A 26,304-nucleotide genomic window follows, 5' to 3' on the forward strand; every position below is an offset into this window, starting at 1 on the left:
GCGTTCGTTCGAGTAGGGCGCGCCACGCACACCGTTTTGCGGTTGGCTGGGCGGTGGCTTTTGGTGCGCAGGGCGCACCCTACGTGTGCCGGGTTACGGGCTGTTTTGGATTTGCCACTGCTGGGCCAACTGTCTGGCCTCGGCAAACTCATTCACCAGCGTTGCCGCACTCAGTGACGTATCGCCAAATACCGCCAGGCGCTGCAGGTCGGCGTAGCGCCGCTGGGCGGTACGCTCGAGCCAGTCGATGCGTTGCAGGGTCAGCGGCGTGCAGGTCTGGCCGCTGAGGTCGTCGTGCAGGTCGAGGTTATGCGAGCGCCAGGCTTCGCGCAGGTACAGGCCCTCCAGGTCGCCGCTCAGCGCACCGCACCAGTCTTTCATGATTGCGCTTAGCCAATCGAGCACGCCGCTGCTCGCGCCCTGGCTATTCAGCTCGTGGTGCAGACGCTGGTAGGCCAGCAGGGCGATCTGTTTTTCCAGGCGAAAGGCGGCGAGCGCCAGGCTGTCGCCGTGCTGTTCCAGGCGCAGCAGGTGGGCGAAATACTGGCGCGTCTCGAAGCGTTCGGCAGCGTGGAATTGCGGCGTGGCGGTGCCGTTGCTGTTGAACTGGCGCAGCGGATCGAAGCGGTACATATAGCCGAAATCGAACAGACGGATTCTGCCGTCGTCGAGGGTGTTGCCGGGGCACAGGTCCCATTCGAACAGGCCGCCAAGCAGCAGAGCGCCGAGCACGTCGAACAGGTCGAGGAGTTGCCGCTCGTTCCACTCGCTTACCGCGTCGCCGGCGATCCAAGGCGACAGCAGGATGCCGCGATTGAGGCTGGCGTACTGGGTGTCGACGATGGCGCCAAGGCGCTTGCCGAGCCGCGCATCGCGCTTCAGTTGGCGCAGGTCGGCGCGCCGTTGCAGCTCGTTGAGGAAGCTGGTCTGGCCATCGGGGTTCTGCACCAGGCAGCGCTCGCGGGCGCGCTTGAGCGTCCAGTCGCGGCCGTCTGCCTCGATCCGATAAACGTGGGCGGTCAGGCCGCCGGAAAAACGTTCGCGCACATAGGCCTCGTCGCCCTGGGTGGCGGCGAGTTGTTCGAGCGGCAGCGGGCAATCGGTGGGCCGACCGATTTCCAGTTCGGCGCCGCTAGCGATAAAGGCCAGTTGGCTTTGTCGGCGTTCTTGTTCGGCGGTCATCGCGGCTCTTCTTTGGGAATGGTGAGTAGGCGGGTGGTGTGGGATGGTGCGCGTGGCGCACCCTACGGGGCGCAGTGGGTTTGGCGTAGGGTGCGCCGTGCGCACCGGGCTAGGGCCCTTGGACTATCACTACCTTGTCTTCGCCCAGTTCGCGGACGAAAGCATAGGGCGTCTCCGACAACTGCCGATGACTGCCGGCGCCGACCGCCGGATGGCGCGCGCGGAACTGGCCGAGGCGTTGCCAGTGGCTAAGCAGGCTGGCGATTGGCGGTGCGTCATGGTCAGCCCAATTCATGTCCGAACGGGTGCCCTGGTAGGGATCGGAGCCGCTCGGGCCCAGCGGCCGTGCGCTTTCGTCGCCGTAGTAGATCTGCACTGCGCCGGGGCTCAGCAGCAGCGCGCTGGCCAGGCCCTGTTGGCGCGCCAAGTCGTTTTTCTGTTCAGCGAAAAACAGTGCGGTGTCGTGGGACGAGGCGTAGCTCATAAAGTTATGCCCGGGGTTCTGCGCCAGCAGCTCGGCATAGTGGCGATAACTGCCCTCGGCCTGGCGCAGGCAATCGCTGGCCTTGGCGGCGGTCTCCTGCTGAAAGGCGAAGTTGATCAGCGCGTCGAAGCCTTTGCGCTGGTAGTCGCTGACTTCCGGGCCGTGGCCGAACACCTCACCGACCATCCAGAACGGTTCGCCCGCGAAGGGGTCGTTCGGGTTGACCCTGGCCCAGTCCGCCCGCGCCTTGTCGGCCGCCGCGCGCAGTTCGGCCCAGGCCGCCGGCTCGACATGCTTGACCGTGTCGGCGCGAAAGCCATCGACGCCGAACTCGCGCACCCAGAATGTCAGCCATTCATTCAGGTAGTCACGCACCCGGTGGCCGTCGCGCTCGACCGCACGGGTCGGCTGCTTGTGCTTGAGAAAGGCGGGCAGGGCGACCGGCGCGTGGCTCTCCGTACGAAAATCTGGCAGAAACGCCAAGGAGCCCTGATGAGGGTCGACCAGCACGCTGGGCGGCGTTGGGTAATCGTGGATACCGGCGCGCACCCAGTCCTTGCCCCACCAATTGGCCCAACTCGGGTGCTGGTAGTCGAGCAGGTTGTGGTAGGCGTGCAGGTTTTCGAAGCTTTCCGGTTGCCACTGCGTCCACTGCGCGGGCAGGTACTGAGCCATGCCGTCACGCGGCGCGCCGAACTGGAAGCGCTGCATATCAGCCAGGGTTGAATAGCCGGGGTGGTTGAGCACCACATCGAACAGCACGCGGATGCCGCGGGTGTGGGCCTGGCGAATCAGCTCGCGCAGGTCGTCCTCGCTGCCCATGTTGGCGTCCAGCTGGGTGTAATCGAGGGCGTAATAGCCATGATAGGCATAGTGGCGGAAGTCGCCCTGATCGCCGCCGCCCACCCAGCCGTGAATCTGTTCGTAGGGTGCGCTGATCCACAGCGCGCTGATGCCCAGCTTGGCGAGGTAATCGAGCTTGCCGGTCAGGCCCTTCAGGTCGCCGCCGTGAAAGGTGCCGATCTCCTGCTCGCCGTCGGGGGTGCGGCCGTAGCTGCGGTCGTTGCTCGGGTCGCCATTGGCGAATCGGTCGGTCAGGGCGAAGTAGACAGTGGCGTTGCGCCAATTATGGGCGGCGTTGGCTGTCGCACTGGCGGCTTCGAGCAGCAATAAACCGCCGCTGTCAGCGGCCGGCGTCAGGCTGACTCGGCCGTTTGCTACCTGCGCGCTCTGACCGCTGTAGGCATCACGCAGCTGCTGGCCGTCGGCGAATACACCGGACACGTTGACCTCCAGGGCCTCGCCGTTCCAGCTGCGGCAGGCGGTTTCGGCTGGCTTCGCCTGGGCCGGCATGGGCAACAGGCGCAGATGGGCCTCGGCGCCGGTTTGCACCAGCAGGCGGTAGCGGCCTGCCTTGGGCACGGCAAAGTCGTAGCGACTGTCAGGCTGCAGCACCTGGCGCTGGAACGGCTTGAGCGATTCACCGCTACCGCTCGGCTTGCCCAGACGCAGGCGGCCAGGGGTGAGCTGCAGTTCGGCAGCAAATCGTTGGTCGTCCAGCGCCTGCCAGCGCAGCGCCAGCGGGGCGTTGTCGAGTTGCGCTTCAAGCGCGGGTTCGGCCAGCGCGATTGGCAGGCAGAGGCTGAAACAAAGGGCCAGCAGGCGTTGACTAAGGGGACGCATCTCGAACTCCGCAGAATGGGCATCGGCGGTTATTTAGCCGGTATCCGCAGCCCGTGTGCAGGCGTAGCGAGGGGCGAAGTTCGCCCCGTTGCGCGCGCTGGCTGGCAGACTACGCCCCGCTTCTACGCCCCCCCGGTTTTTCGACGGGGAGGATGTGTCGGCCCAGTGGCTGGCCGAGTATGGGGTTGTCAGGCCGTTGAGCAACCAGCGCGCTCGGCGTTGCAGTGCATGCATCATCTCGAGCTGCCTTGAAGGGTGCGTTCTTGAGCGGATCGGCATGCAGCGCTTGGCGCGGTTGCCGCAGTGCGCAGACACACTGTTGTGGATCAAAAATAAGAAGCCACGAGGAAACTACACATGAACAAAAAGCTGTTTGCTGCAGCCGTCATCGGTCTGTCCGCAACCTTGAGCCTGCCGCATGCGGCCATGGCTGCCATCGAAGAAGGCAAGCTGGTCATCTGGATCAACGGTGACAAGGGCTATAAAGGGCTGGCCAAGGTCGGCGAGAAATTCACCGCCGACACCGGCATCCAGGTCGAAGTCGCTCACCCCGACAGCGCCACCGACAAGTTTCAGCAGGCCGCCGCCACCGGCAACGGCCCGGATATTTTCATCTGGGCCCATGACCGCATCGGCGAATGGGCCAAGAGCGGATTGCTCGCCCCGGTCAACCCGAGCGCCAAGAGCAAGGACGCCATCGCCGACCTGGCGTGGGACGCCGTTGGTTACCAGGGCAAGCTGTGGGGTTATCCCATCGCGATCGAAGCGCCCGCGCTGATCTACAACAAAGCGCTGGTAAAAACCCCGCCTGCCAATTTCGATGAAGTCTTCGCCCTTCATGAGGAGCTGGCCAAAGACGGCAAGCGCGCCATCCTCTGGGCCTATAACACACCGTATTTCAGCTGGCCGCTGCTGGCCGCCAATGGCGGTTATGCATTCGGCAACGACGGTTCCGGCTACGACGTCACCACCACCGGGGTGAATACCGCAGGTGCCAAGCAGGGTGCGGCGGTGCTCAAGCGCCTGATCGACGAAGGTGTGATGCCCAAGGGCGCCGATTACAGCGCCGCTGAGGCCGCCTTCAATAAGGGCGAGTCGGCGATGTTCATCAGCGGCCCCTGGGCCTGGGCGAACGCGCGCAAAAGCGGCATCGACTTCGGCGTGGCGCCGATCCCTGCAGTCGGCGAGGGCACCAGCAAGCCGTTCTCCGGCGTGATGGCGGCCACCCTCAACGCGGCCAGCCCGAACCAGGCGCTGGCGGTGGAGTTCCTCGAGAACTACCTGCTGCAGGTCGAGGGCCTGAAAACCGTCAACGCCGACGTGCCGCTCGGCGCGGTGGCGAACAAGGCCTACATGGACGAGCTGTCCCAGGACCCGCTGATCAAGGCCACCTTCGAGAGTGCCCAGCAGGGTCGGCCAATGCCGAACGTGCCGGAAATGGGCGTGTTCTGGTCGGCCATGGAGCCAGCGCTGACCAACATCACCTCGGGCCGTCAGCCCGTGGACGCCGCCCTCGACGACGCCGCCAAGCGCATCGTCAAGTGAAAACCCGCAGCCGGTGACACCTGTCGCCACCGGCTGCGCGCCATGAGGCTAAGATTCCGATGTCTGCCGTCAATCTGTCTGCCGAGCTGCCTGCCCCTGCCATGTCGAAAACCCTGAGTTTCCCCACCTTGCCCGCCGCCCTGCGCTGGACGCTCTGGCTGCTGTGCAATGGCTTTGCCCTGTACCTGGTGGTGGCGCTGTACGCCCAGGGGCAAACGGTGTTCGCCCTGCTCGGGCTGGTGGTGTGCGGGCTGGCCAGTTTCATCTTCATCAACAAGCGCGCCTATGCCCACCGCTACATCTTTCCGGCGGTGGCGGGCATGCTGGTGTTCGTGATCTTTCCGCTGCTGTACACGGTGGGCATCGGCTTCACCAACTACAGCGGCAATAACCTCCTGAGCTTCGATCAGGTGCAGCGCTACCACCTGCGTCAGACCCATGTTTCCGGCGAGCGCTATGCCTTCAGCCTGCACCAGGACGCCCAGGGCCAACTGCGCATGCGCGTCGACAAAGGCGAGCAGGGCGTGTTCGTGTCCGCGCCGCTGGCCGGCGACCCGGCTGATGCCGAACCCCTGAGCCTCAGCCCGCAAACCGCAGCTGGCGAGATCGGCGAAGCGCTGGCGCTGCGCGAGGTGATTCAACGTCGTGGCGAGCTGGAACAATGGGTATTGCGCGGCGCCCAGGGCGAACTGTTGCGTCTGTATGGCCTGCGCGAAGTGGCAGCGGTCAAGCCGCTGTACCGCCTGCAGGACGATGGCGCGCTGCTCAACACCCAGACCGGTGCACGCCTGACCGCCGACCATGACATCGGCTTCTACGTCGATGGCCAAGGCCAGCGGGTAACCCCAGGTTTCACCGTGTATGCCGGCTGGAGCAACTTCGCCAAGGTGCTGACCGACCCGAAGATCCGCGGCCCGTTCATGCAGATATTCGTCTGGACGCTGTGCTTCGCCGCGCTGACCGTGGTGTTTACTCTGGCCGTCGGCCTGGTGCTGGCGAGCCTGCTGCAGTGGGACCTGGTTGCAGGCAAGCCGTTCTACCGGATGATGCTGATCCTGCCGTACGCGGTGCCGGCGTTCATTTCCATCCTGGTGTTCAAGGGCCTGTTCAACCAGAACTTCGGCGAGCTGAACCTGATGCTCGATTCGCTGTTCGGCGTTCGCCCGGACTGGTTCAGCGACCCGACCCTGGCGCGCAGCATGATCCTGATCGTCAACACCTGGCTCGGTTACCCGTACATGCTGCTGCTGTGCATGGGCCTGTTGCAGGCGATTCCGCGCGACCTCTATGAAGCCTCGGCGATCGACGGCGCCAGCCCGTTGGACAATCTGTTGAAGATCACCCTGCCGCTGTTGATCAAGCCACTGGCGCCGTTGCTGATCGCCAGCTTCGCCTTCAACTTCAACAACTTTGTGCTGATCACCCTGCTCACCCGTGGCGGCCCGGACATCCTCGGCACCACCACGCCAGCGGGCACCACCGATCTGCTGGTCAGTTACACCTACCGCATCGCCTTCCAGGATTCGGGGCAGAACTTCGCCCTGGCCGCCGCCATCGCCACCATGATCTTTATCGTCGTCGGTGCCATGGCCTGGCTGAATCTGAAGCTAAGCAAAGTGAAGGTTTGAGGAACTGCACATGGCCATGGTCCAACCGAAATCCGTCAAATACCGCCTCTGGCTGACTCACGCCGGCCTGCTCGGCTTTATCGCGCTGATCGTCTTTCCGCTGCTGATGGTGGTGTCGATCTCCTTTCGCGAAGGCAACTTCGCCACCGGTAGCCTGTTCCCGGATAACCCGACCCTGGAACACTGGTCGCTGGCCCTGGGGATTCCCTATACCGACGCCAACGGCGAGGTCAGCAACCCGCCGTTTCCGGTGCTGACCTGGCTGTGGAACTCGATGAAGATCGCGGTGATCAGCTCGCTGCTGATCCTCCTGCTCTCCACCACCAGCGCCTACGCGTTCGCCCGGCTGCGCTTCGCCGGCAAGGGGCCGATCCTCAAGGGCATGCTGATTTTCCAGATGTTTCCGCCGGTGCTGACCCTGGTGGCCATCTATGCCTTGTTCGACCAGCTCGGCGAGCATGTCAGCTGGCTCGGGGTGAACACCCATGGCGCGGTGATCATCGCTTCGCTGGGCGGTATGGCGCTGCATATCTGGACGATCAAGGGCTATTTCGAAAGCATCGATGCCTCCCTGGAGGAAGCCGCCATCGTCGATGGCGCCACCACCTGGCAGGCGTTTGTGCACATCCTGCTGCCGATGAGCGTGCCGATCCTGGCGGTGGTGTTCATTCTCGCGTTCATCACCAGCATCACCGAGTACCCGATTGCCTCGGTGCTGCTGATGGACGTGGACAAGCTGACGCTGTCGGTCGGTGCCCAGCAGTATCTCTACGACCAGAACTACCTGTGGGGCGACTTCGCCGCGGCGGCGGTACTTTCCGGCCTGCCGATCACCCTGGTGTTCCTGTATTGCCAGAAGTGGATCGTTGGCGGCCTGACCGCGGGTGGGGTGAAGGGGTAGGGTGCGCGGGGCCGCCTAGGCCATGCGCACCAGGAATTTGTGCCGATGCCGGTGCGCACGGCGCACCCTACGTTTGCCACATCATGTGATTTGCAGCGCGGGCCTTTGCCCGCGATTGTCGTAGAATTCAGCGCTTACCCGAATAACCAATAAGAAACGGGAAACGACCATGAATGCCGCAATGCCAGCACCGCTGCCGCTGATACCCGCCAAGCTGACCATGCCGCCTCTGCCGGCCGGGCTGTTGCAGCGCCCGCGCCTCGACGAGTGGCTGCAGCGCCTGCCCGAGATCCGCCTGGCGCTGTTGCAGGCGCCCAGCGGCTTCGGCAAAACCACCCTGGCCTGCCAGTGGGCGCAAAGCTTCGGCGGCCGCGTTGCCTGGCTGCAGCTGCACAGTGGCGACAACCAGCCGCGCCAGCTCGGCCGCTACCTGCTGCACGCCCTTGATCGGCAGCTCGAGCATGGTTGCCCGCTGAGCCTGTTGCTGGCGGAGCAGGGCGGCGAAACCTTCGATACCCTGCTGACCCATCTGTTAGCCGAGCTGCCGGCCGAACACGCGCCATTACTGCTGGTGCTGGATGAGTTCGAGGTGCTGAACAACCGTGAAGTGATCGGCGCGCTGCGCTTCTTTCTGCGCAACATGCCCAGCTGGATGACCTTGCTGGTGTGCAGCCGCGGGCTGCCGGAACTGGGCGTCGCCGATCTGCGGGTCAAACATCAACTGCTGATCCTCGATGCCCAGCAACTGGCCTTCGAGACCGACGAGGTGCAGGCGCTGCTGCAACTGGGCCTGCCGGTGGCGGTCAACCGTGAGCAGATCGAGCGCCTCAACCGCCGCATCGGCGGCTGGCCCTGCGCCTTGCAGTTGGCCTTGCAGGAAGTGCAGACCGGCCGCGGCATGGACCTGTTTCTGGAAAACCTGCAGCTCGGCCACCCCTACATCCGCGACTACATGCGTGAGCAGGTGATCGAGCAACTGCCCTCGACTACCCTGGAGTTCCTTCAATCGACCTGCCTGCTGGAGCGCTTCAGCGCGCCGCTGGCGGATCACCTGACCCAGGGCTGCAACGCCCGCGACATGCTCGAACAACTCGAGCGCGCCGGGCTGTTCCTGCAGCCGCTCGACAGCCTGCGCCAGTGGTACGCCTATCACCCGTTGTTTGCGGTGTTTCTTCAGGGCGAGCTGCGCACCCATCAGCCACAGCGGGTGTCGGACCTGCACCTGCGCGCCGCCGAGGCGCTGTTCGCCGAAAACATGCCCGAGGAAGCCGCGCGCCATGCAGTGCAGGCGCGTAACCCGGCGCGGGTCGGCGAAGTGCTGGAGCGCCATGGTCGGCAGTTCTATCGCCAGGGCCGTCTGAGCCTGCTGCAGCAGTGCCTGGAGACGCTGCCGATCAGCAGCATCGCCAACTCGCCGCTGTTCACCTTGCTGCAGGCCTGGGTGTCGCAGAACTCCTATCAGTTCGATCAGGTCGAGCGCTGGTTCAAGGCTGGCGAGCAGGCGCTGCAGGAGCGCTGCTCGGAGCAGGAGTGGGCGCGTATCGTCGGCGAGTTCAACGCCGTGCGCGCCCAGGTGGCGATGAATCTGGGCGACGAGCAGGCCGCCATCGCCCTGGCTCATGAGGCGCTGGCGTGTGAGCCGCTGATCATGCGCACCTCCCGGGTCGCGGCATTGTCCGGCCTGGCCGAGGCGCACTTCGTCCAGGGCCTGCTGCCCCAGGCGCAGAAGCAGTACGAGGAAGCCGAGCGCCGCGCCCGGGAGATTCACGCCTCCCATCTGGTGGTCTGGAGCCTCGGTCAGCTGTCGGAAATCGCCATCGCCCAGGGCCACCTGCAGAAGGCCTATTCGCTGCAGGAAAAAGCCATTCATTACGTCGAGCAGGAACGCCTGCACGCCACGCCGATCATGGAGTTCGTCTACCGGGTACGCGGCCAGGTGCTGTGGGAATGGCACCATCTGGATGCGGCGGAGCAGTGCGCGCTGCAGGGGATCCAGATTCTCGACGAGGTCGGCGACCGCTGGTTCCTGCAGTGCTACGCGCTGCTCGCGAGCATCGCCCATGCGCGCGGCCAGCAGAGCGTTTGCGCCGATTACATCGGCAAGATCCAGAGCATGCTGGCCGACGACAATTACCATATCGACTGGCTGGCCAACGCCCACGCGGTGATGCTCGGCTACTGGGATTCGACCCAGGACCGCGAAGCCATCCAGCAGTGGCTAGGCACCGCGCCGCCGCTCAAGCCCGGCGCCAACCATTTCGCCCAGTTCAACGGGCGCAACCACGTGCGTGCCTACCTGTCGCTGAAACAGCCGGACAAGGCGCTGCCGATCATCCGCCAGCTGCAACACGACGCCGAGCACCACGGCCTGGTGATGGACCAGAACCGCAACCACATCCTGCAGGCGCAGCTGCACTGGCTGCGCGAGGAGCGCCAACTGGCGCTGGACCACCTGCACCAGGCGCTGACGCTGGCGACCAGCACCGGCGCCATCGGCAGCTTTCTGCGCATCGGCAAGCTGATCATCGTCATGCTCAAGTCGCTGCAGCACGAACGCCGTCTCGGCGAGATGGAGGCCCAGCGCGCCGACCGGGTGATTCAACTGGCCCAGCAGCAGCGCGACTTCAGCCGGGCGATCCGCATCACCCTCGACGAGGCGGTGATCCAGGACATCATCAACCGCCCCGACGTGCCCGAACTGCTGCGCCATTCACCGCTGACCCGGCGCGAGTGGCAGGTGCTCAGCCTGATTCACGCCGGCCAGTCCAACGAACAGATCGCCGAGCACCTGAACGTGGCGCCAACGACGATCAAGACCCATATCCGCAGCCTCTACCAGAAGCTCAACATCACCCACCGCAGCGAAGCGGTGCAGCTGGCGCGCAGCCTGCTGAGCAAGATCCAGGGCGAGTAGCAGCGGTAGGGTGCGCCGTGCTGACGTAGGGTGCGCCGTGCGCACCATGCGCCACCGGTATTGGCGTTGGTTTTGCTGCGCACACCCTAGGTGGCCCAACGCATCCTACGAAATCTGAGCTGACGTGTAGGGTGCGCCATGCGCACCCTGAACCAGGGCCAGGACCAGTATTGGCATTGGCATTGGTGCGCATAGCCTAGGCGGCCCCACGCACCCTACGAATACACCTCGGGGAATTCAGGTTATCCAACCCATAGCCAGCCCCCGCTGCGCGTCTCATCCCCCTCTACGCCTTTTGCCTACGCCTGCGCCATCCTCCCGCGAAATAAGCGGGCGGGAGGATGTGCGCTGGCAGGGCCAACCCTAGAGTGCAACCATCTTTCCATCACCTTGAAGGGTGGCTGTATGACTCATGACAACTGGTGGCGCGGCGGCGTCATCTATCAGGTGTATCCGCGCAGTTTTTTCGATAGCAATGGCGATGGCGTGGGTGACCTGATCGGTGTGCTGGAGAAGATCGACTACATCGCCAGCCTGAATGTCGATGCCATCTGGCTGTCGCCGTTCTTCACCTCGCCGATGAAGGATTTCGGCTACGACGTCTCCGATTACCGTGGCGTCGATCCGCTGTTCGGCACCCTCGAGGATTTCAGCCAACTGGTGCAGGCGGCGCACGGTCGCGGCATTCGCGTGCTGATCGATCAGGTGCTCAACCATTCCTCCGACCAGCACGCCTGGTTCAAGGAAAGCCGCTCCAGCCGCGACAACCCCAAGGCCGACTGGTACGTGTGGGCCGACCCCAAGGACGACGGCACCGTGCCGAACAACTGGCTGTCGGTGTTCGGCGGCCCGGCGTGGACCTGGGACAGCCGGCGCAAGCAGTATTACCTGCACAATTTTCTGTCCAGCCAGCCGGACCTGAACTTCCACTGCGAAGCGGTGCAGCAGCAACTGCTCGACGACATGGAGTTCTGGCTGCAGCTGGGCGTGGACGGTTTCCGTCTGGACGCGGCGAACTTCTATTTCCATGACCGCGAGCTGCGCAACAACCCGCCGAACCATGAAATCCGCGAAGGCAGCATCGGCGTGCGCGCCGACAACCCCTACGCCTTCCAGCAGCATGTCTACGACAAGACCCAGCCGGAGAACCTGCTGTTTCTCAAGCGCATTCGCCAGCTGCTGGAGCGCTATCCGGGCAGCGCGACCGTCGCCGAGATCGGCTGCGATCATTCATTGCGCACCATGGCCGCCTACACCGGCGGTGGCGACACGCTACACATGGCCTATTCATTCGACCTGCTGACCGAACAGTGCAGCCCGGCGTTTCTGCGCCACACCATCGAGAGCGTCGAGCGCGAGCTGGTCGACGGCTGGCCGTGCTGGTCGATCGGCAACCACGATGTGGTGCGAGTGATGAGCCGCTGGGCGCTGGATGGTCAGACGGATTTCTCCCGCGGCCGGTTGTTCATGGCGTTGCTGTTGTCGCTGCGCGGCAGCGTGTGTCTGTACCAGGGCGAGGAGCTGGGGCTGGATGAGGCCGAGCTGCAATTCGAGCAACTGGTCGATCCCTACGGCATCCGCTTCTGGCCGGAATTCAAGGGCCGCGACGGTTGCCGCACGCCGATGCCGTGGCATGACCAGGATCTGCATGGCGGTTTCAGCCGGGAGCAGCCGTGGCTGCCGTTGTCCAGCCGCCACTTGCCGTTGTCCGTGGCTGCCCAGGAACCGGATGAGAACTCCATGCTCAATACCTACCGCCGCTTCATCGCCTGGCGTCAGCAGCAGCCACTGCTGATCGAAGGCGGCCTGCGTGTGCTGCACCACGACGATGACCTGTTGGTGTACGAACGCCGCTTGGGTGACGAAGCCTGGCTGTGCGTGTTCAACCTGGGCAATGATGCCCGGCACTTTGGCTTGTCGGTGCCGGTCGAAGCGCTGCCGGCGCCGGCCAGTACTGCGGTGTTCGCCGGGGCCGGCGTACACTTGCCGGCCCATGGTTTCGGCTTCGCCCGCTTGCTCGGTTAGCCGTGCAGACGCGGGTGTCGGGCCGCCGGCCTGGCACCCGTCGACAGCCCCTTGGCGGTATCCAGACGGTAATGCAGGCTCAGCCCTGCTAGAGGAGAACAATAACAATGGCCAGCGTCACGCTACGCAACATCTGCAAGAGCTATGGCGACATCAAGATCACCCGGGGCATCAATCTGGATATCGCCGATGGCGAATTCGTGGTGTTCGTCGGTCCATCCGGCTGCGGCAAGTCGACCCTGCTGCGGCTGATCGCCGGGCTCGAGGACATCACCGAAGGCGAGCTGCAGATTGGCGGCGAGCGGGTCAACGAGCTGCCACCGATGGACCGTTCGGTTGGCATGGTGTTTCAGTCTTACGCGCTCTATCCGCATATGGATGTGGCGGAGAACATGGCCTTCGGCCTCAAACTGGCCAAGGTCGACAAGCGCGAAATCAGCCGCAAGGTGGGCGAGGTCGCGAAGATCCTGCAGCTCGACCAGCTGCTCGAACGCAAGCCCAAGGACCTTTCCGGCGGCCAGCGCCAGCGCGTCGCCATCGGCCGCACCATGGTGCGCGAGCCAAAAGTGTTTTTGTTCGACGAGCCCCTGTCGAACCTCGACGCCTTCCTCCGGGTGCAGATGCGCATCGAGATTTCCCGCCTGCACCAGCGCCTGCAGGCGACCATGATCTACGTCACCCATGACCAGGTCGAAGCCATGACCATGGCCGACAAGATCGTCGTGCTCAACGCCGGCGAGATTGCTCAGGTCGGGCCGCCGCTGGAGCTGTATCACTACCCGAAGAATCAGTTCGTCGCCGGCTTCATCGGCTCGCCGCAGATGAATTTCCTGCCGGTGCGGGCGCTGCAGGCCAGCGCTTCGGCGGTAGAGATCGAGATGCCAGGCGGCTCGCGCATGAGCGTGGCGGTTGACGGCAGCCAGGTCAGTCCGGGCGAAACCCTGACCCTGGGCGTGCGTCCGGAACACTTCGTCGACGTCGAGCAGGCCGACTTCGCCTTCTACGGCGAAATCGCGGTGGCCGAGCGGCTCGGCGATCACAACCTGCTGCACCTGATGCTCGAAGGGGTTGAGCCGATGGTCACCCTGCGCAGCGACGGCAACCGCAAGGTCGCGGTCGGCCAGACCTACGGTGCCGGGCTGATGGCCAACAAATGCCATTTGTTCCGTGCCGACGGCTACGCCTGCCCACGGCATTACCGCGAGCCGGCACTGTTCGGCGACGCGTGAACCCGCGTCAGCCGCTTCGCTCGCAGGTCCGCCACAGATGATGCCACGCCCAGGCGGCGTGGCGCTTTCCCGACGGGGCGTGCTGCTCTAAGCTGCCGGCTCTTTTTCGAGCCAGACGAGCCCGCCATGAACCCGCCGAACGATCCCCTGCACGGAGTCACCCTGGAAGCCATCCTCAACGACCTCGTGGCCAAACTGGGGTGGGACGGGCTGGCAGAGCGCATCGACATCCGCTGCTTCAAGAGTGACCCGAGCATCAAGTCGAGCCTGACCTTCCTGCGCAAGACGCCCTGGGCGCGGCAAAAGGTCGAGGCGTTGTATATCCAGCAGCGCAAAGGCTGAGCGGGAGAGCGCTCGCCGTGGCCGCGCGCTATGTCACAACCGCCAATGCATCCAAGCCACGAAGCGCGCGTAGGGTGGACATCGCGAAGCGTTGCCCACCAATGATGGCGCAGACGGCGGACAAGCCTGCAGCATGTCCTCCCTACGGCTCTAGAAGGCTAGCGCCGGCCGGCCTGGGTCGCCGACAAGGGTGCCTGGCACAGGGTATTGCTGCCGGGTTCGAGGTAGGGCATCAGGATCGGCGCCATGCCCTTGAGCACCTGCACCGGCAGCGCCGAGGTGAAGCGGAAGTTTTCCGCCGCGCGGCCCGGCACGAAAGCGGTGAGGGTGCCGTAGTGCTTGGCGCCGAGGTAGAACACGAAGGTCGCGGTGCGGTTCATCGCCCGTGAACTGAGCACCCGGCCGCCGGGGCCGACGGTCTCGATGCGGTTGTCGCCGGTGCCGGTCTTGCCGCCGACCTTGAGCAGTTCCCCGTTGGCCATCGTGAAGCTGCCGAGCAAGCGCCGCGCGGTGCCGTTCTCGACCACATCGGCAAGGGCGCTGCGCAGTGCAGCGGCCACCTCCGATTCCATGACCCGCTGGGGTTGCAGCTGATCGCGGGCGACCAGGGTTTCGTAAGGCGTGTCGGCGGCAAAATGCAGGCTGTCGATGCGCAGGGTGGACTGGCGCAGGCCGTCGTTCTGGATGATGCCCATCAATTCGGCCAGGGCTGCCGGACGGTCGCCCGAGCTGCCGATGGCGGTGGCGAGGGACGGTACCAGGTGGGCGAATGGGTAACCTAGCCGTTGCCAGCGACGATGAATGTCGAGGAAGGCTTCCACCTCGAGCATGATGCGGATGCGGCTGTCGCGGGCGCTCTTGTGCCGGCTGCGAAACAGCCAGCCATAGACTTCCTGGCGCTCGTCGCGGCTGGCGGCGACGGCGTCGCTGAAGCGGGCGTCCGGGTTTTCGTTGAGATAGCCGAGCAGCCACAGTTCCAGTGGGTGGACGCGGGCGATATAGCCCTGGTCCGGCAGGTTGTAGGCGCCAGGGCCGTACTTTGCATACAGCTCGGTGATGCGTTTGTCGCTGAGCTTGTCCTGCGGCAGGTGCGCCCGCAGGAACGCGGCGAAGGTGGCCTCGTCCGCCGCCGGCAGCAGGTAGCGATGCACCGCTGCGAGGCGTACCGGAGTGTGGCGCAGGCCATTAAGGAAGGTTTCCAGGCGCAGCTTGGCAGGCTGGTCCTGGTATTTGCGCCAGAAGCGCAGAAGAAAAGTAGTGCCCTCGCGGTCGGCGAAGTCGCTGAGGTAGGCGAGGCGCCGGGGGTCCTTGTCGTCCTTGAGCAGTTCTGCGCTGTTACCCGGCGCCTGGTAGATGGTGTAGCGCACCACATCGCGCATCAGGCGGATAAACGGCAGATTGAGCGACTCGCGCAGGGCCTCGCGCATGCTGGCGATGCGGTGATCGTCCTCACGGCGGAAGTTGGAGAAGGTGTGGATGCCGCCGCCAGTGAAGAAGCGTTCGTTCGGGCTGGCCGAGTATTTGCGCTCCAGCGCGGCGTCGAGCATGGCCGGCAGAGTGGCATCGGGGTTGCCCAGCAGGTAGCCGATGGCCCAGCGGGTCAGGTTGTCCTGGGCGTCCACCGCGCGCAGTTGCTCGGGGCTCTGGCCAGCATGACGCTGGTGCAGCTCGGCGATGATTTCCAGGTAGGTGGCCAGCACCCGCAGTTTCGCCGTCGAACCCAGTTCCAGCTTGCTGCCTTCGTTGATGTCGAATGGCTGATCGGTGCTGTCGGTCTGCACCCGCACCCGGCTGCCGTTGGCGGTGCGTTCGAACAGGGTGAAGCTGTAACGCACGTCGGCGGTTTTCTCCGGCGACAGCAGCCGCTCGCCGAACAGACCGACTTCGCCGGCGAAGGTCGGGTCAGCCAGTTGCTGCAGGTAGACGCTGGCGGCCTGCTGCAACTCGTTGTGCAGGGTGCTGCGGGCGCTCAGATCGAGACGGTCGAGGTCGTACAGCGGCATATTCAGCAGCGATGAAAGGCGAGAGCGGGCCACGCTGATGCCCTTGTTGCCGTCCACCGGCTGCAGGTTGGGCTGCAATTGCCAGTCGCGGTAGCTGAGCGTTGCGCCGAGCGCCGCATCGCGCAGCGCGGTATCGATCAGGCCACCCTGCGCAAGCAGGCGAATATGACTGTCGGTCAGCTCCGCCAGGTCCTCGCGACCCTGGGCCAGGTAATAGGACGGGCGGCGCTGGGCGATCATCAACGCGAGCACCTGACGCAGCGCCAGGCCTCGCTGCTCAAGGCTGGCATCGGGCGAACGGGCGGGGTCGAGCAGGCGGTTGACCTGCGCGAAGTCGGCGCCGAACCAGATCCGCAGGCCATCCGCGATGCCGTGCACTTCGCCGTGGCCCGGTGCGGCGGAAAGCGGAACGCTGTTGAGGTAGTCGCGCACGATATTTTCCCGCGCGGGCAGGGTCAGCGGGCCGCTGCGGTAGGTGCGCACGCTGGCGGAGACCATCTGCCGCAGTTTTTCTGCGGCTGAAAGGGTCAGGCCGTCCGGTGAGTGGCGGTATTTTTCCAGCTGGGTGGCGAGGGTGCTGCCACCGGCGGACTGATCCTGCATGTCCATCATCTTGCCGACCTGGGACACCGCTGCCATGACGAAGCGCGGCCAGTCGACGGCCGGGTTGGCCTGCGGCAGGTTGGGATCGAGCAGATGACGGTTCTCGATGAACAGCAGGCTACCGGCCACCAGCGGTGGAATCGAGTTGAAGCTCGGGTAGCGCTGCTGTGGGTACTGGAATTCGTAGAACGGCGTGCCGCGGCAATCGCTGATGCTCAGGCCCGTCTGGATCTTTTCCGGATAGGGCGGGAAGAAGCCGCGCTGGCTGTAGTCGAGCAGGGCGGGGGAGAACTGTGCCTGGCGCTGGACGTTGAACCCGCGCTGCTGCAGGCGTTCGAGCATCAAGGGCAGGTAGGTGTAGCCGAGGCGTTTGTCGAAAGGACCTTCCATCGGATAGACGATGGCGCTGCTGGGGCCCGGCTGCACGCGGTAGTCGAGGGTTTTCGCGTAGCGGCTGAGCTCCTTGGCCTGAAAGTGCGAGGTGCGCAGCTCGTGGGCGAGCAACAGGCCGCCGGCTATCAGCACGGCCAGCACGATCAGCCAGAATGTCAGGCGCAGCTTGCTTCGTCGTTTACCTGCAGGCGCGGCGAACTGCTGCGCTGCGTCAGATGTGCGGTGTGAATCCGATTGCAAAAACGCCCCCATATTCGATTCTCGTCCGATGCGCTCAACCGATTTAGCTGCGTTGACCACAAGACGGCCCCAGCATACCGCCTGCCAGACAAGTTTAGTTGTGACCCGTCGGCTCGACATTTGGCCGACATAAAATTTTTCCAGCGCCTAGAATCGACACCCAGACGGGTAACCGACGGCGAATGGCGATGCAACGCGACCACCGTGAACAGCTCAATCTCAGCTGGCAGGCCAACGCCGATGCCTGGACGGCAGCCGTGCGCGAGCAGCGGATCGAAAGTCGCCGGCTGGTGACCGATGCGGCCATTCTGCAGGCCGTGATGGCCCTGGCGCCCAAGCGTGTGCTGGATGTCGGTTGCGGCGAGGGATGGTTGTGCCGCGGCCTGGCTGCGCGCGGGGTGGAGTCGGTCGGGGTGGATGCTTCGGTGCCCTTGATCGACATCGCCCAGTCGGCCGGGCATGCCCGTGCCCAATATCGGGTCTGCGGCTACGCAGAGCTGCACAGCCAGGCGGCTCAGCTCGGTCTGTTCGACGTGCTGGTGTGCAATTTCGCCCTGCTCGAAGAACCGCTGGCGCCGACCCTCGATGCCTTGCACGGCCTGCTGGCGCCAGGTGGGCGCTTGCTGATCCAGACCCTGCACCCCTGGCGCGCCTGCAACGATGCGACCTATCGCGATGGCTGGCGGGTGGAAACCTTCGCCGGCTTCGGCGCGGGCTTCGTCCAGCCGATGCCGTGGTTTTTCCGCACCCTGGAATCCTGGCTGAACCTGCTCAATGAAACCGACTGGCGTCTGCAGTGGCTGCAGGAGCCGCTGCATCCGGAGAGCGAGCAGCCCGTCTCGTTGCTGCTGTTGCTCAGCTCCGCCCGCGGCTGACAATAGGTATCCCAAACGAGCGGAGGCCGTTATGCACCTGCTGCTGAATATCGACGTGCCCGACATACCGACCGCCGTGGATTTCTACGTCCGCGCATTCGGCCTGCACGAAGGCCGGCGGCTGTTCGGCGGCAAGGTGCTCGAGCTGCTTGGTGCGGCGGTACCGATCTACCTGCTGCAGCACGCGGAGGGCAGCGCACCGTTTCCAGAGGCCGGCGAACCCCGTTGCTACCAGCGCCACTGGACGCCGGTCCACTTGGACCTGCTGGTGGACGATCTCGACGTTGCCCTGGCTCGCGCGCTGGAAGCCGGCGCCCTGCAGCAGGGGCCGGCTCGCAACGAGGTGTGGGGCCGTCTGGTCAGTTTGAGTGACCCGTTCGGCCATGGCTGGTGTCTGTTGCAGTGGCAAGGGCGCGGCTACGCCGAGGTAGCAGAGCCAGGCGAATCCGGCGACGCAGGGCCGTGCTGCTGACCCGCCCCTTAATCCACAAAAAACTGACGAGGTAGAACAATGCGCACCATCGAATTGGCAGGTGCCAGCGTCGCGGTGATCGGTCAGGGCACCTGGCGCATGGGCGAAGACCCAAGCCGTCGCCGCGAGGAAGTCGCGGCGTTGCGCGAGGGCATCGAGCTGGGTCTGCGCTTGATCGATACCGCGGAAATGTACGGCGAAGGCGGCGCCGAAACGGTGGTTGGCGAGGCGATTGCCGGGCTGCGCGATCAGGCGTTTCTGGTCAGCAAGGTTTACCCGCACAACGCCAGCCGGGCGGGGGTGATCGCTGCCTGCGAGCGCAGCCTGGCGCGCCTGGGTAGCGAGGTGATCGACCTTTATCTGCTGCATTGGCGCGGCCAGTACCCGCTGGCAGAAACCGTCGAGGCCTTCGAGCGACTGCGTGAGCAAGGCAAGATCAGGCGCTGGGGTGTGTCCAATTTCGATGTGGATGACCTGGAAGAACTGAACCAGCCCGGGTGCGCAACCAACCAGGTGCTGTACAACGCCGAGGCGCGCGGCATCGAATTCGATCTGTTGCCCTGGCAGCAGCGCCAGGGCATGCCGCTGATGGCGTACTGCCCGATCGGCCAGGCGGGTCAGCTGTTGCGTAACCCGGCGCTGCTTGACGTGGCGCAGCGTCATGGCTGCACCCCGGCCCAGGTCGCCCTGGCGTGGGTGCTGCGTCAGCCGGGCGTGATCGCGATTCCCAAAGCGGTCGACAGCCACCACCTGCGCCTGAATGCCGAAGCGGCTGTGTTGCACCTGAGTGCCGAGGACCTGGCGACCATCGACGCGGCCCTGCCTGCGCCAACGCGCAAGCGCGCGCTGGAAATGATCTGAGGCTGGGTTCCACCCGCCGCGCGTCTGGTTTCAGCTGCGCCGCTGGCGGTCTTCGGCGTAGCGTCGCAACACCCATTGGCCAGCCGGATGGGCGTGCAGTTCGTCGAGAAACTGCTGGGTTTTCGCGTCATGCCCGGCGACCCCTTCCCAGGGCGTTCCGGCAGGGGTGAACAACGGCGCAAACAGTGCGGCGGCGCTGATGTCAGCGAGGGTCAACCGGTCGCCGACCAGGTAGCGCGAGGGATCGCCCTGGATGCGTGACTCGATCAGCGCGAGGCCTTCGAGCACCTCGGCCTGGGATTTGGCGACGCGTTCGGGGGTAACGCCATAGAGCTTCTGCACGCCGTTGATCAGCACCGGCTTCATCGCGTCGCGCAGGCCGAACCACGGCCGATAGACCTTGAGCATGGCGTGCATCACGCTGTCCCACTGCTTGATCTGGCCATACAGCCAGCGCCGCACGTGCACACCCAGGCGATCAAAGCGCTCTTCCAGCTCCAGGGCCTGCTGACGCAGTTCACCATCGGCGGGCAGCAACGGCGCCTGCGAATAGTTTTCTTCCAGGTACAGGGCAATCCGGGTGGAGTCGCCGATCACCCGCTCGCCATCCTTAAGGATCGGCAACGTGACGATGCCGGCCAGGCGCTTGCTTTTGATCCGGTGCAGCCCGGGGAACAGGTTGTCGACCTGAAAATCGAGGCCTTTGTGGTCCAAGTGCCAGCGAGTTTTCTCGCAGTAATGGGAAATCGGGAATTGATAAAGCGTGCGCACAGGTCAGCCCTCCGTCGATGGTCGGCCGAGTGTACGGCGAGATCGGCTGACTACCCAGTCCGTGCGCTACTCCGTCTCGACCCGGTTGCGCCCGCTGTTCTTGCCCGCGTAGAGCGCGCGGTCCGCCCGGTCGAGGCACTCTTCCAGGCGCTCGCCGTCGCGGTGCAGGCTGACGCCCAGGGTCAGGCCCACCTGCACCGGCACCCCATTGATCTGCAGCGCCAGCGCCTGGACGTCCGCACGGATACGTTGCGCCACTTCCTGGGCCTGCTGCAGATTGCTGTCGGGCAGCAGAATCAGAAACTCCTCGCCGCCCCAGCGTGCCACCGTGTCCTGGCTGCGCACGCACTTGCGGAGCACCTGCGCCACGGTTTTCAGCACCTGATCGCCGCCCTCATGGCCGTGCAGGTCGTTGACTGTCTTGAAGTGATCGAGGTCGGCGATCAGCAGCGCGAGCGGCCCGGGCGTGCGCGTGCGGCGAAGGATTTCGTAGTTGGCGACCTCGATGGCATAGCGGCGATTGAACAGACCGGTCAGCGAATCCGTGGTTGCCAGGGTCTTCAGTCGACGCTGGGCGATGCTCACCGCGCGAATCTGCAGGTAAGCCAGGTAAATCAGCATGGCGAAAACCACGGTGATGATGACCGCGTGCAATACCACTGTGGCCTGCGCGCTGATCGGCTGGATCGGTTCGAGCCAGAACTGGGTCAGCAGATACAGCCCGAGAAAATAGGCCCAGAGCGCGGTGACCGAGGCGAACGCGCGTCCGCTGGTGGTGCTGGCGATGGTCAGGGGGATGAACGGCAGCATGTAGTAATAGAGCCCGCTTTCCCAGCCAAGCATGATGATGCCCAGGGTCGAATGGGCCAGCACCTCGAACCAGATCAGCGCCACCGCAAGCGTGTTGCGCCGCCGGCGCAGCAGCAGGTACGCGCACAGGTAAATGCTGATGCTGAGAATGTTCACCCACGCCAGGATTGGCGAGCCGAGCCAGTGGAACAGGAAGAACAGCAGCACATCGATTGCGGCGCCGAGCTGCACGCAGCGCTCGATCAGGGTCCAGAAAGACCGGCGGGAGGAGTTTTTTTCCAGCGAACTGTCGAGGGGTGTCGAGGGTGAAAGGGAGGTCATAAGGCGGCCAGGCCCGGTGGCGTGAAGTGTTTCAAAGGGTAGCCGTTCAGCGCCTATCCTGCGCAGCTGCGCGTGCACCGTTGGGCGGTGCACACGCAGTTCAGGTTCAGCTCAGCGCCTTGTTCCCCGATTTGCCGGCGATCAGGTGCTCGGGCAGGTCGAGTAGGTCGTCGTCGAAACTTTCCAGCGGCGGCGGGCGCCGTTCGAAGCGCGCGCCCAGCACCAGCATGCAGGGCGTCAGCAGCAGGGTCAGCACGGTCGCGAAACTCAACCCACCGGCGATGGCGCTGGACAGCTGCGTCCACCACTGGGTCGAGGGTGCGCCCAGCCCCAGGCTCGGGGTGAGCAGGTCGACATTGATGCTGAGCACCATCGGGATCAGTCCCAGCACCGTCGTCACCGCGGTGAGCAGCACCGGGCGCAGGCGCAGGCTGCCGGTTTCCAGCGCCGCCTCGCGGGGTTCGAGACCCTGGCGGCGCAGCTGGTTATAGGTGTCGATCAGGATGATGTTGTTGTTGACGACGATCCCCGCCAGCGCGATCAGGCCCATGCCGACCATGACGATGCCGAACGACTGGCCGTTGACCAGCAAACCCATCAGCACGCCGGCGGTGGACAGCACGATGGCGGACAACACCAGCAGCGCCTGATAGATGCTGTTGAACTGGGTGACCAGAATGATCGCCATCAGGAAGATCGCCACCGCGAATGCCGTCGCCAGGAAGGTCGCGGCCTCGCGCTGGTCGGCGTCTTCGCCGGCGATCTTCAGCCGGATGCCACTGGGCGGCTCGCCCATAGCCTCGCGCAGCGCCGCCAGGCGTTCATCCAGGCGCGCACCTTCGGCCAGATCGGCCTGCAAGGTGATGGTGCGATTGCCGTCGACCCGCCTCAGGGTGCCGACCTTGGGGCCAGGTACTACATCGACGAAGTTCGACAGTGGCACCTGCCCGCTTGTGGTGTTCAGGGTCAGCCGTCCGAGCTGGTCGAGCGAGCGCCAGTCGCCGGGCACCCGCACGCGGATATCCACTTCATCAGTGGCTTCCTCAGGCCGGTAGGTCGCGAGCTTGAGGCCGTTGGTGATCATCTGCACGGCGTTGCCGACGCTCAGCACATCCGCACCGAAACGTGCAGCCGCTTCACGGTCGACCAGCAGCCGCCACTCGATGCCCGGCAATGCGCGGTCGTCTTCGATGTCCTTGAAGCCACCCACCTTTCGCATGGTTTCGCGAAGCTGCTCGACCCACTGATCGGTTTGCGCCTGATCCTGCCCGCTGATCTGCAGCTTCACCGGCTTGCCGCCGCTGGGGCCCTGTTCCTGCTCGCGAAACTCCAGCACCACGCCAGGAATGTCGGCGCTGCGTGCGCGCATGTCCTCGAGAATTTGCTTGGCCGGGCGGCGCTCGTGCCAGTCGTTGAACTGGAACTGTAGGGTGCCGATCACATCGACGCCGAGCTGACCGTCCGGTTGCGCCAGGGAGCGCGCGTACAGCGCCTTGACTTCGGACATGCCGAGCAGACGGCTCTCCACCTGCTGCAGCAGTGCGTCCTTTTCCTCCACCGAGAGGTCGCCGCGGGCGCGCAGCCAGATCTGCGCGTTTTCCGGTTCGACGGCCGGGAAGAACTCCACGCCATGGTTGTAGCGGCTGTAACCGGCGTAGATCAGCACGATCAGCGCCAGCATGGCGAACAGCGTCAAGCCTGGGCGCTGCAGCAGTTTGCCGAGTACTCGGCGGTAGGCCAGGGCGCCACGGTTGGGGCTGTCCGGCAAGGGTTGCGGTTTGCCGCCAGTGACGGCGCCGAGTACCGGCAGAAACACCAGGGCCATGGCCAGCGAAGCCAGCAGGCAGAGGATCACCGTGGCCGGCAGGTATTTCATGAACTGGCCCACCACGCCGGGCCAGAACAGCAGCGGCAGGAATACCACCAGCGTCGTCGCGGTGGACGCGATCACCGGCCAGGCCATTCGTGTCGCTGCGTTGGCCCAGGCCTGGCGCGGGCTCTGGCCCTGGTGCAGGTAGCGGTCGGCCAGTTCGGAGACGACGATGGCGCCGTCCACCAGCATGCCGGCCACCAGAATCAGGCTGAACAGCACCACCATATTGAGGGTGAAACCAAGCATCCAGATCAGCAGGATGCCGGTCAGGAACGCCCCTGGAATGGTCAGGCCGACCAGCAGTGCCGAGCGCATGCCCATGCTCGCAACCACCAGAATCAGCACCAAGACGATGGCGGTCAACACGTTGTTGAGCAGGTCGCTGAGCAGGCTTTTCACCTCCTCGGACTGATCCATGATGTAGCTGACCTGCAGGTCGGCCGGCAGCAACGGCTTGGCCTGCTCCATCATCGCCTTGATCTGCTCGATGGTCTCGATGATGTTGGCGCCGCTGCGTTTGGCAACTTCCAGCACGATGGCGGGCTGACCGTTGATCCGCGCGTAGCCGGTGGGGTCCTTGAAGGTCCGGTGGATGGTGGCGACATCGCCAAACGTCACCACGGTGTCGCCGACCACCTTGACCGGCATCGACAGCACATCGTCGAGGTTCTCGATCACGCCCGGCACCTTCATGCTCATGCGTCCGGCACCGGTGTCGAGGCTGCCGGCTGCGACCAGGCGGTTGTTGCGGCTTACCAGGTTGAACAGCTCGTTGTAGTCGATGCCGTAGCTGTCGAGCACCTGGGGATCGACGACGATTTCCAGCAGGTCTTCGCGGTCGCCGCCGATCTCGACCGACAGCACCTCGCCGATGCCTTCGATGTTCTCTTTCAGGCGTCGGGCGATGAACACCAGTTCCTGCTCGGCAATCGGCCCGGACAGGCCGATCGACAGCACCGGGAACAGCGCCACGTTGACCTCGTTGACCGAGGGCTCCTCGGCCTCATCCGGCAATTTGCTGCGTGCGGTGTCGACCTTTTCGCGGACATCGGCCAGCGCCAGCTTGGCGTCGAAGCCCGCGTCGAACTCCAGGGTGACCGAGGCATGGCCTTCGCTGGCCATGGAACGCATTTCCTTGACCCCTTCGAGGCTGCGCAGCTCCTGTTCGAGCGGACGAACCAGCAGGCGCTCGGAGTCCTCCGGGCTGATGCCTTCGAGGGTGACCAGGACGTAGATGATGGGGATGCTGACGTCGGGGTTGGCTTCCTTGGGAATCGCGGCATAGGCGCCGAAGCCGCCGATGATCAGGAACGCCAGCAGCAACAGGGTGGTGCGGCTGCGATCGAGCGCTGCGGCAATCAGGGCATGCATGTCAGCTTTCCTCTTTTGCCAGCTGGGTGATCACCTGCTGACCGGGCTCGACGAAACCCTGGCCTAGGGTGATCAGCGCGACCTTGTGCGGCAGCCCGCTGACCCAGGCGCCCTGGTTGTCGACGCTAATCAGCTGCACCGGGGTGAATTCGACGAGTTGCTGATCGTTGACCCATTTCACGCCATGACGACCAGCCTGGTCGAGGCTGAGCAGGGCGGGCGACAGCCGATGGGCCAGGGCTTCGCCAGTCTGGATTTGCAGGGTTGCGCTGGCGCCCGCCAGACGCAGGGCCTGCGGATTGTCGACGCGGACCTCGACCCGGAAACTGCGCGAATCGGAATCGGCGGCCGCGGCGATGAAGTGCACTTGGCCTTCCATCACGCCGCCGTCGAGCAGCTGCACGCGCACCGTCTGGCCGAGGCGCAGGTGGCTGACATCCTGCTGCGCGACCTGGGCCGTGACCTTGAGCTGGCTGATGTCCACCAGGGTCAACAGGCTTTGACCGGGCTGGACGAAGTCGCCCAGCTCGACCATGCGCTGGTCGTACACCCCGGCGAAGGGCGCGGTGATCCGGGTGTTGCTCAGCTGAATGCGCGCCATGTCGAGCTCTGCTTTGGCCTTGGCGAGTTCGCTTTGCAGGCGGATCAGCTCGTTGGCTGAAACCAGGTTGCGCTCGCGCAGGCGGGTTGCCGCGGTGACATCGGCCTGGCGCTGGCGCACATCGGCTTCGCCGCGCGCGACCTGGGCAGGACGATTGTCGGCCGAGAGGCTGAGCAGCAACTGACCCTGCTCGACTACGCTGCCCTTGTCCTGATCCAGGCGGGCCACGGTGCCGTTGATCTGGGCGCGCAATTCGACCCGCCGCCAGGCTTCGATCTGCCCCTGCACCAGATGCTGACGCTGCATGGGGCTGGCTTCCAGCCACTGGATTTCGACTTTCGCCAGGCCTTGTTTCTGCGCGGGCTGCTCGGGGGTGGCGGTCTCCTGAGCCTCGAACAGCGAGCCGCTGAACAGCCAGATGAACAGCAGCAGGCTGATGGCCACGGCGATCAGCCAGGGGCGTTTCGACAGGTAATTGGACATGGACATTTACTCGGAACGGTTCGGTTGAACGCTGAGGGCGGCTGCCTGGGCGCGCAGGCCGGCAATGATGAAATCAGTCACGCGGGCGAAGTAGTCGTCCAGGGCAATCGGTTCGGCCCAGTGGGCAAAGCCCCCGGCGGCGATGCGCGACATCACGCCATTGACGCAGGCCTCGACGCCCCAGAGCAGGTGCTGACAGGTTTCGGCAGTCAGCTCGCCCTGGTCCAGGGTGTCATTGAGCAACTGACCAAAAAACAGCATGTAATCGTGTTCCAGCTGCTGGAACTGCGCGCGGTAAGGCGCGTCGAGGCGTTCCTGAAACGCGGGACGATCACAGTACTGGCCGAGCTGGGCCTGGATGGGGTCGGCGAGCATCTGCTCGAAGGCCCGGCGGATCACCTGGCGCATGGCTTCGCTGGGGGGATGCGCGGCATGCACGGCGCGCAGCTCGTCAAGGTTGACCCGGCTCAGATCCACCACCAGCCGCGCGTACAACGCTTCCTTGCTGGAGAAGTGCTTGTACACCGTGCCCTTGCCGATCCCTGCAGCAACGGCCACTTCGGCAATGGTCACGCGGTCCCAGGGCTGTTCCCTGAAGAGCGTGCGGGCTGCGGCGAGAATGGCGTTTTCACGCTGTTCGAACTGCTGTTCCTGATAACGCATGGCTGAAAATCGCCTGACTGTGACTGGCGGT

General features: G+C 64.7%; 18 protein-coding genes. 10 read left to right on the forward strand and 8 right to left on the reverse strand.

Features of this window, described 5'->3' with window-relative positions; genetic code table 11:
* Positions 1-93 precede the first annotated feature (93 nt).
* Together ACX0MV_RS06415 and ACX0MV_RS06420 are read right to left on the reverse strand one after the other, a co-directional pair.
* A complete protein-coding gene (locus tag ACX0MV_RS06415) occupies positions 94-1,182 on the reverse strand; it encodes a protein kinase family protein (RefSeq protein WP_458981631.1) in 1,089 nt (362 codons plus the stop codon).
* 109 nt (positions 1,183-1,291) lie between these two features.
* Positions 1,292-3,349, reverse strand: a complete 2,058-nt coding sequence (locus ACX0MV_RS06420; RefSeq protein WP_458981632.1) for an alpha-amylase — start codon at positions 3,347-3,349, stop codon at positions 1,292-1,294.
* 357 nt (positions 3,350-3,706) lie between these two features.
* On the opposite strand from ACX0MV_RS06420, the gene malE reads away from it, so the two are divergent.
* From malE to ACX0MV_RS06455, 7 genes are all read left to right on the forward strand, one after another.
* Positions 3,707-4,894, forward strand: a complete 1,188-nt coding sequence (gene malE, locus ACX0MV_RS06425; RefSeq protein ID WP_458981633.1) for a maltose/maltodextrin ABC transporter substrate-binding protein MalE — start codon at positions 3,707-3,709, stop codon at positions 4,892-4,894.
* Between the two features lie 59 nt (positions 4,895-4,953).
* Positions 4,954-6,522, forward strand: coding sequence for a maltose ABC transporter permease MalF (gene malF, locus ACX0MV_RS06430; protein ID WP_458981634.1), 1,569 nt, complete (start codon positions 4,954-4,956; stop codon positions 6,520-6,522).
* A 10-nt stretch (positions 6,523-6,532) separates the two neighbouring features.
* The gene (gene malG / locus ACX0MV_RS06435; protein ID WP_458981635.1) at positions 6,533-7,423 is read left to right on the forward strand and encodes a maltose ABC transporter permease MalG; all 891 of its coding nucleotides are present in this window, start codon (positions 6,533-6,535) and stop codon (positions 7,421-7,423) included.
* Between the two features lie 169 nt (positions 7,424-7,592).
* Complete coding sequence (malT, locus tag ACX0MV_RS06440; RefSeq protein WP_458981636.1) at positions 7,593-10,337, forward strand: HTH-type transcriptional regulator MalT; 2,745 nt, start codon at positions 7,593-7,595, stop codon at positions 10,335-10,337.
* A gap of 405 nt (positions 10,338-10,742) precedes the next feature.
* Entirely contained in the window at positions 10,743-12,362 is a 1,620-nt protein-coding gene (locus ACX0MV_RS06445; protein WP_458981637.1) for an alpha-glucosidase family protein, read from the forward strand.
* Between the two features lie 107 nt (positions 12,363-12,469).
* A complete protein-coding gene (gene malK, locus ACX0MV_RS06450) occupies positions 12,470-13,591 on the forward strand; it encodes a maltose/maltodextrin ABC transporter ATP-binding protein MalK (RefSeq protein ID WP_458981638.1) in 1,122 nt (373 codons plus the stop codon).
* 126 nt (positions 13,592-13,717) lie between these two features.
* A complete protein-coding gene (locus ACX0MV_RS06455) occupies positions 13,718-13,933 on the forward strand; it encodes a VF530 family protein (protein ID WP_458981639.1) in 216 nt (71 codons plus the stop codon).
* A 158-nt stretch (positions 13,934-14,091) separates the two neighbouring features.
* On the opposite strand, the gene ACX0MV_RS06460 is transcribed toward ACX0MV_RS06455, so the two are convergent.
* A complete protein-coding gene (locus ACX0MV_RS06460; RefSeq protein ID WP_458981640.1) occupies positions 14,092-17,184 on the reverse strand; it encodes a transglycosylase domain-containing protein in 3,093 nt (1,030 codons plus the stop codon).
* 176 nt (positions 17,185-17,360) lie between these two features.
* Between ACX0MV_RS06460 and ACX0MV_RS06465 the strand changes: the two genes are divergently transcribed.
* The 3 genes from ACX0MV_RS06465 to ACX0MV_RS06475 are packed head-to-tail and all read left to right on the forward strand — an operon-like array spanning position 17,361 to position 19,380.
* Positions 17,361-18,047, forward strand: a complete 687-nt coding sequence (locus ACX0MV_RS06465) for a class I SAM-dependent methyltransferase (protein ID WP_458981641.1) — start codon at positions 17,361-17,363, stop codon at positions 18,045-18,047.
* Positions 18,048-18,078: 31 nt separating this feature from the next.
* Positions 18,079-18,519 (forward strand): VOC family protein, encoded by a 441-nt coding sequence (locus ACX0MV_RS06470; RefSeq protein ID WP_458981642.1) that lies wholly within the window; start codon positions 18,079-18,081, stop codon positions 18,517-18,519.
* A 39-nt stretch (positions 18,520-18,558) separates the two neighbouring features.
* Positions 18,559-19,380, forward strand: a complete 822-nt coding sequence (locus tag ACX0MV_RS06475; RefSeq protein WP_458981643.1) for an aldo/keto reductase — start codon at positions 18,559-18,561, stop codon at positions 19,378-19,380.
* A gap of 30 nt (positions 19,381-19,410) precedes the next feature.
* Here the strand turns inward: ACX0MV_RS06475 and ACX0MV_RS06480 are convergent, their stop codons facing one another.
* The 5 genes from ACX0MV_RS06480 to ACX0MV_RS06500 form a co-directional block, all read right to left on the reverse strand.
* Positions 19,411-20,151, reverse strand: coding sequence for a glutathione S-transferase family protein (locus ACX0MV_RS06480; protein WP_458981644.1), 741 nt, complete (start codon positions 20,149-20,151; stop codon positions 19,411-19,413).
* Between the two features lie 66 nt (positions 20,152-20,217).
* Positions 20,218-21,282: a GGDEF domain-containing protein gene (locus ACX0MV_RS06485; RefSeq protein WP_458981645.1), complete on the reverse strand. Its 1,065-nt coding sequence runs from the start codon at positions 21,280-21,282 to the stop codon at positions 20,218-20,220.
* Positions 21,283-21,388: 106 nt separating this feature from the next.
* Positions 21,389-24,526 carry an efflux RND transporter permease subunit gene (locus tag ACX0MV_RS06490; RefSeq protein WP_458981646.1) on the reverse strand — a complete coding sequence of 1,046 codons (3,138 nt, stop codon included), beginning with the start codon at positions 24,524-24,526 and terminating at the stop codon, positions 21,389-21,391.
* A gap of 1 nt (position 24,527) precedes the next feature.
* Entirely contained in the window at positions 24,528-25,610 is a 1,083-nt protein-coding gene (locus ACX0MV_RS06495) for an efflux RND transporter periplasmic adaptor subunit (RefSeq protein WP_458981647.1), read from the reverse strand.
* Positions 25,611-25,616: 6 nt separating this feature from the next.
* On the reverse strand, positions 25,617-26,273 hold the full coding sequence (locus tag ACX0MV_RS06500; protein WP_458981648.1) for a TetR/AcrR family transcriptional regulator: 657 nt from the start codon (positions 26,271-26,273) through the stop codon (positions 25,617-25,619).
* Positions 26,274-26,304: the final 31 nt, after the last annotated feature.

The organism is Pseudomonas cistanchae (genome assembly GCF_054483635.1).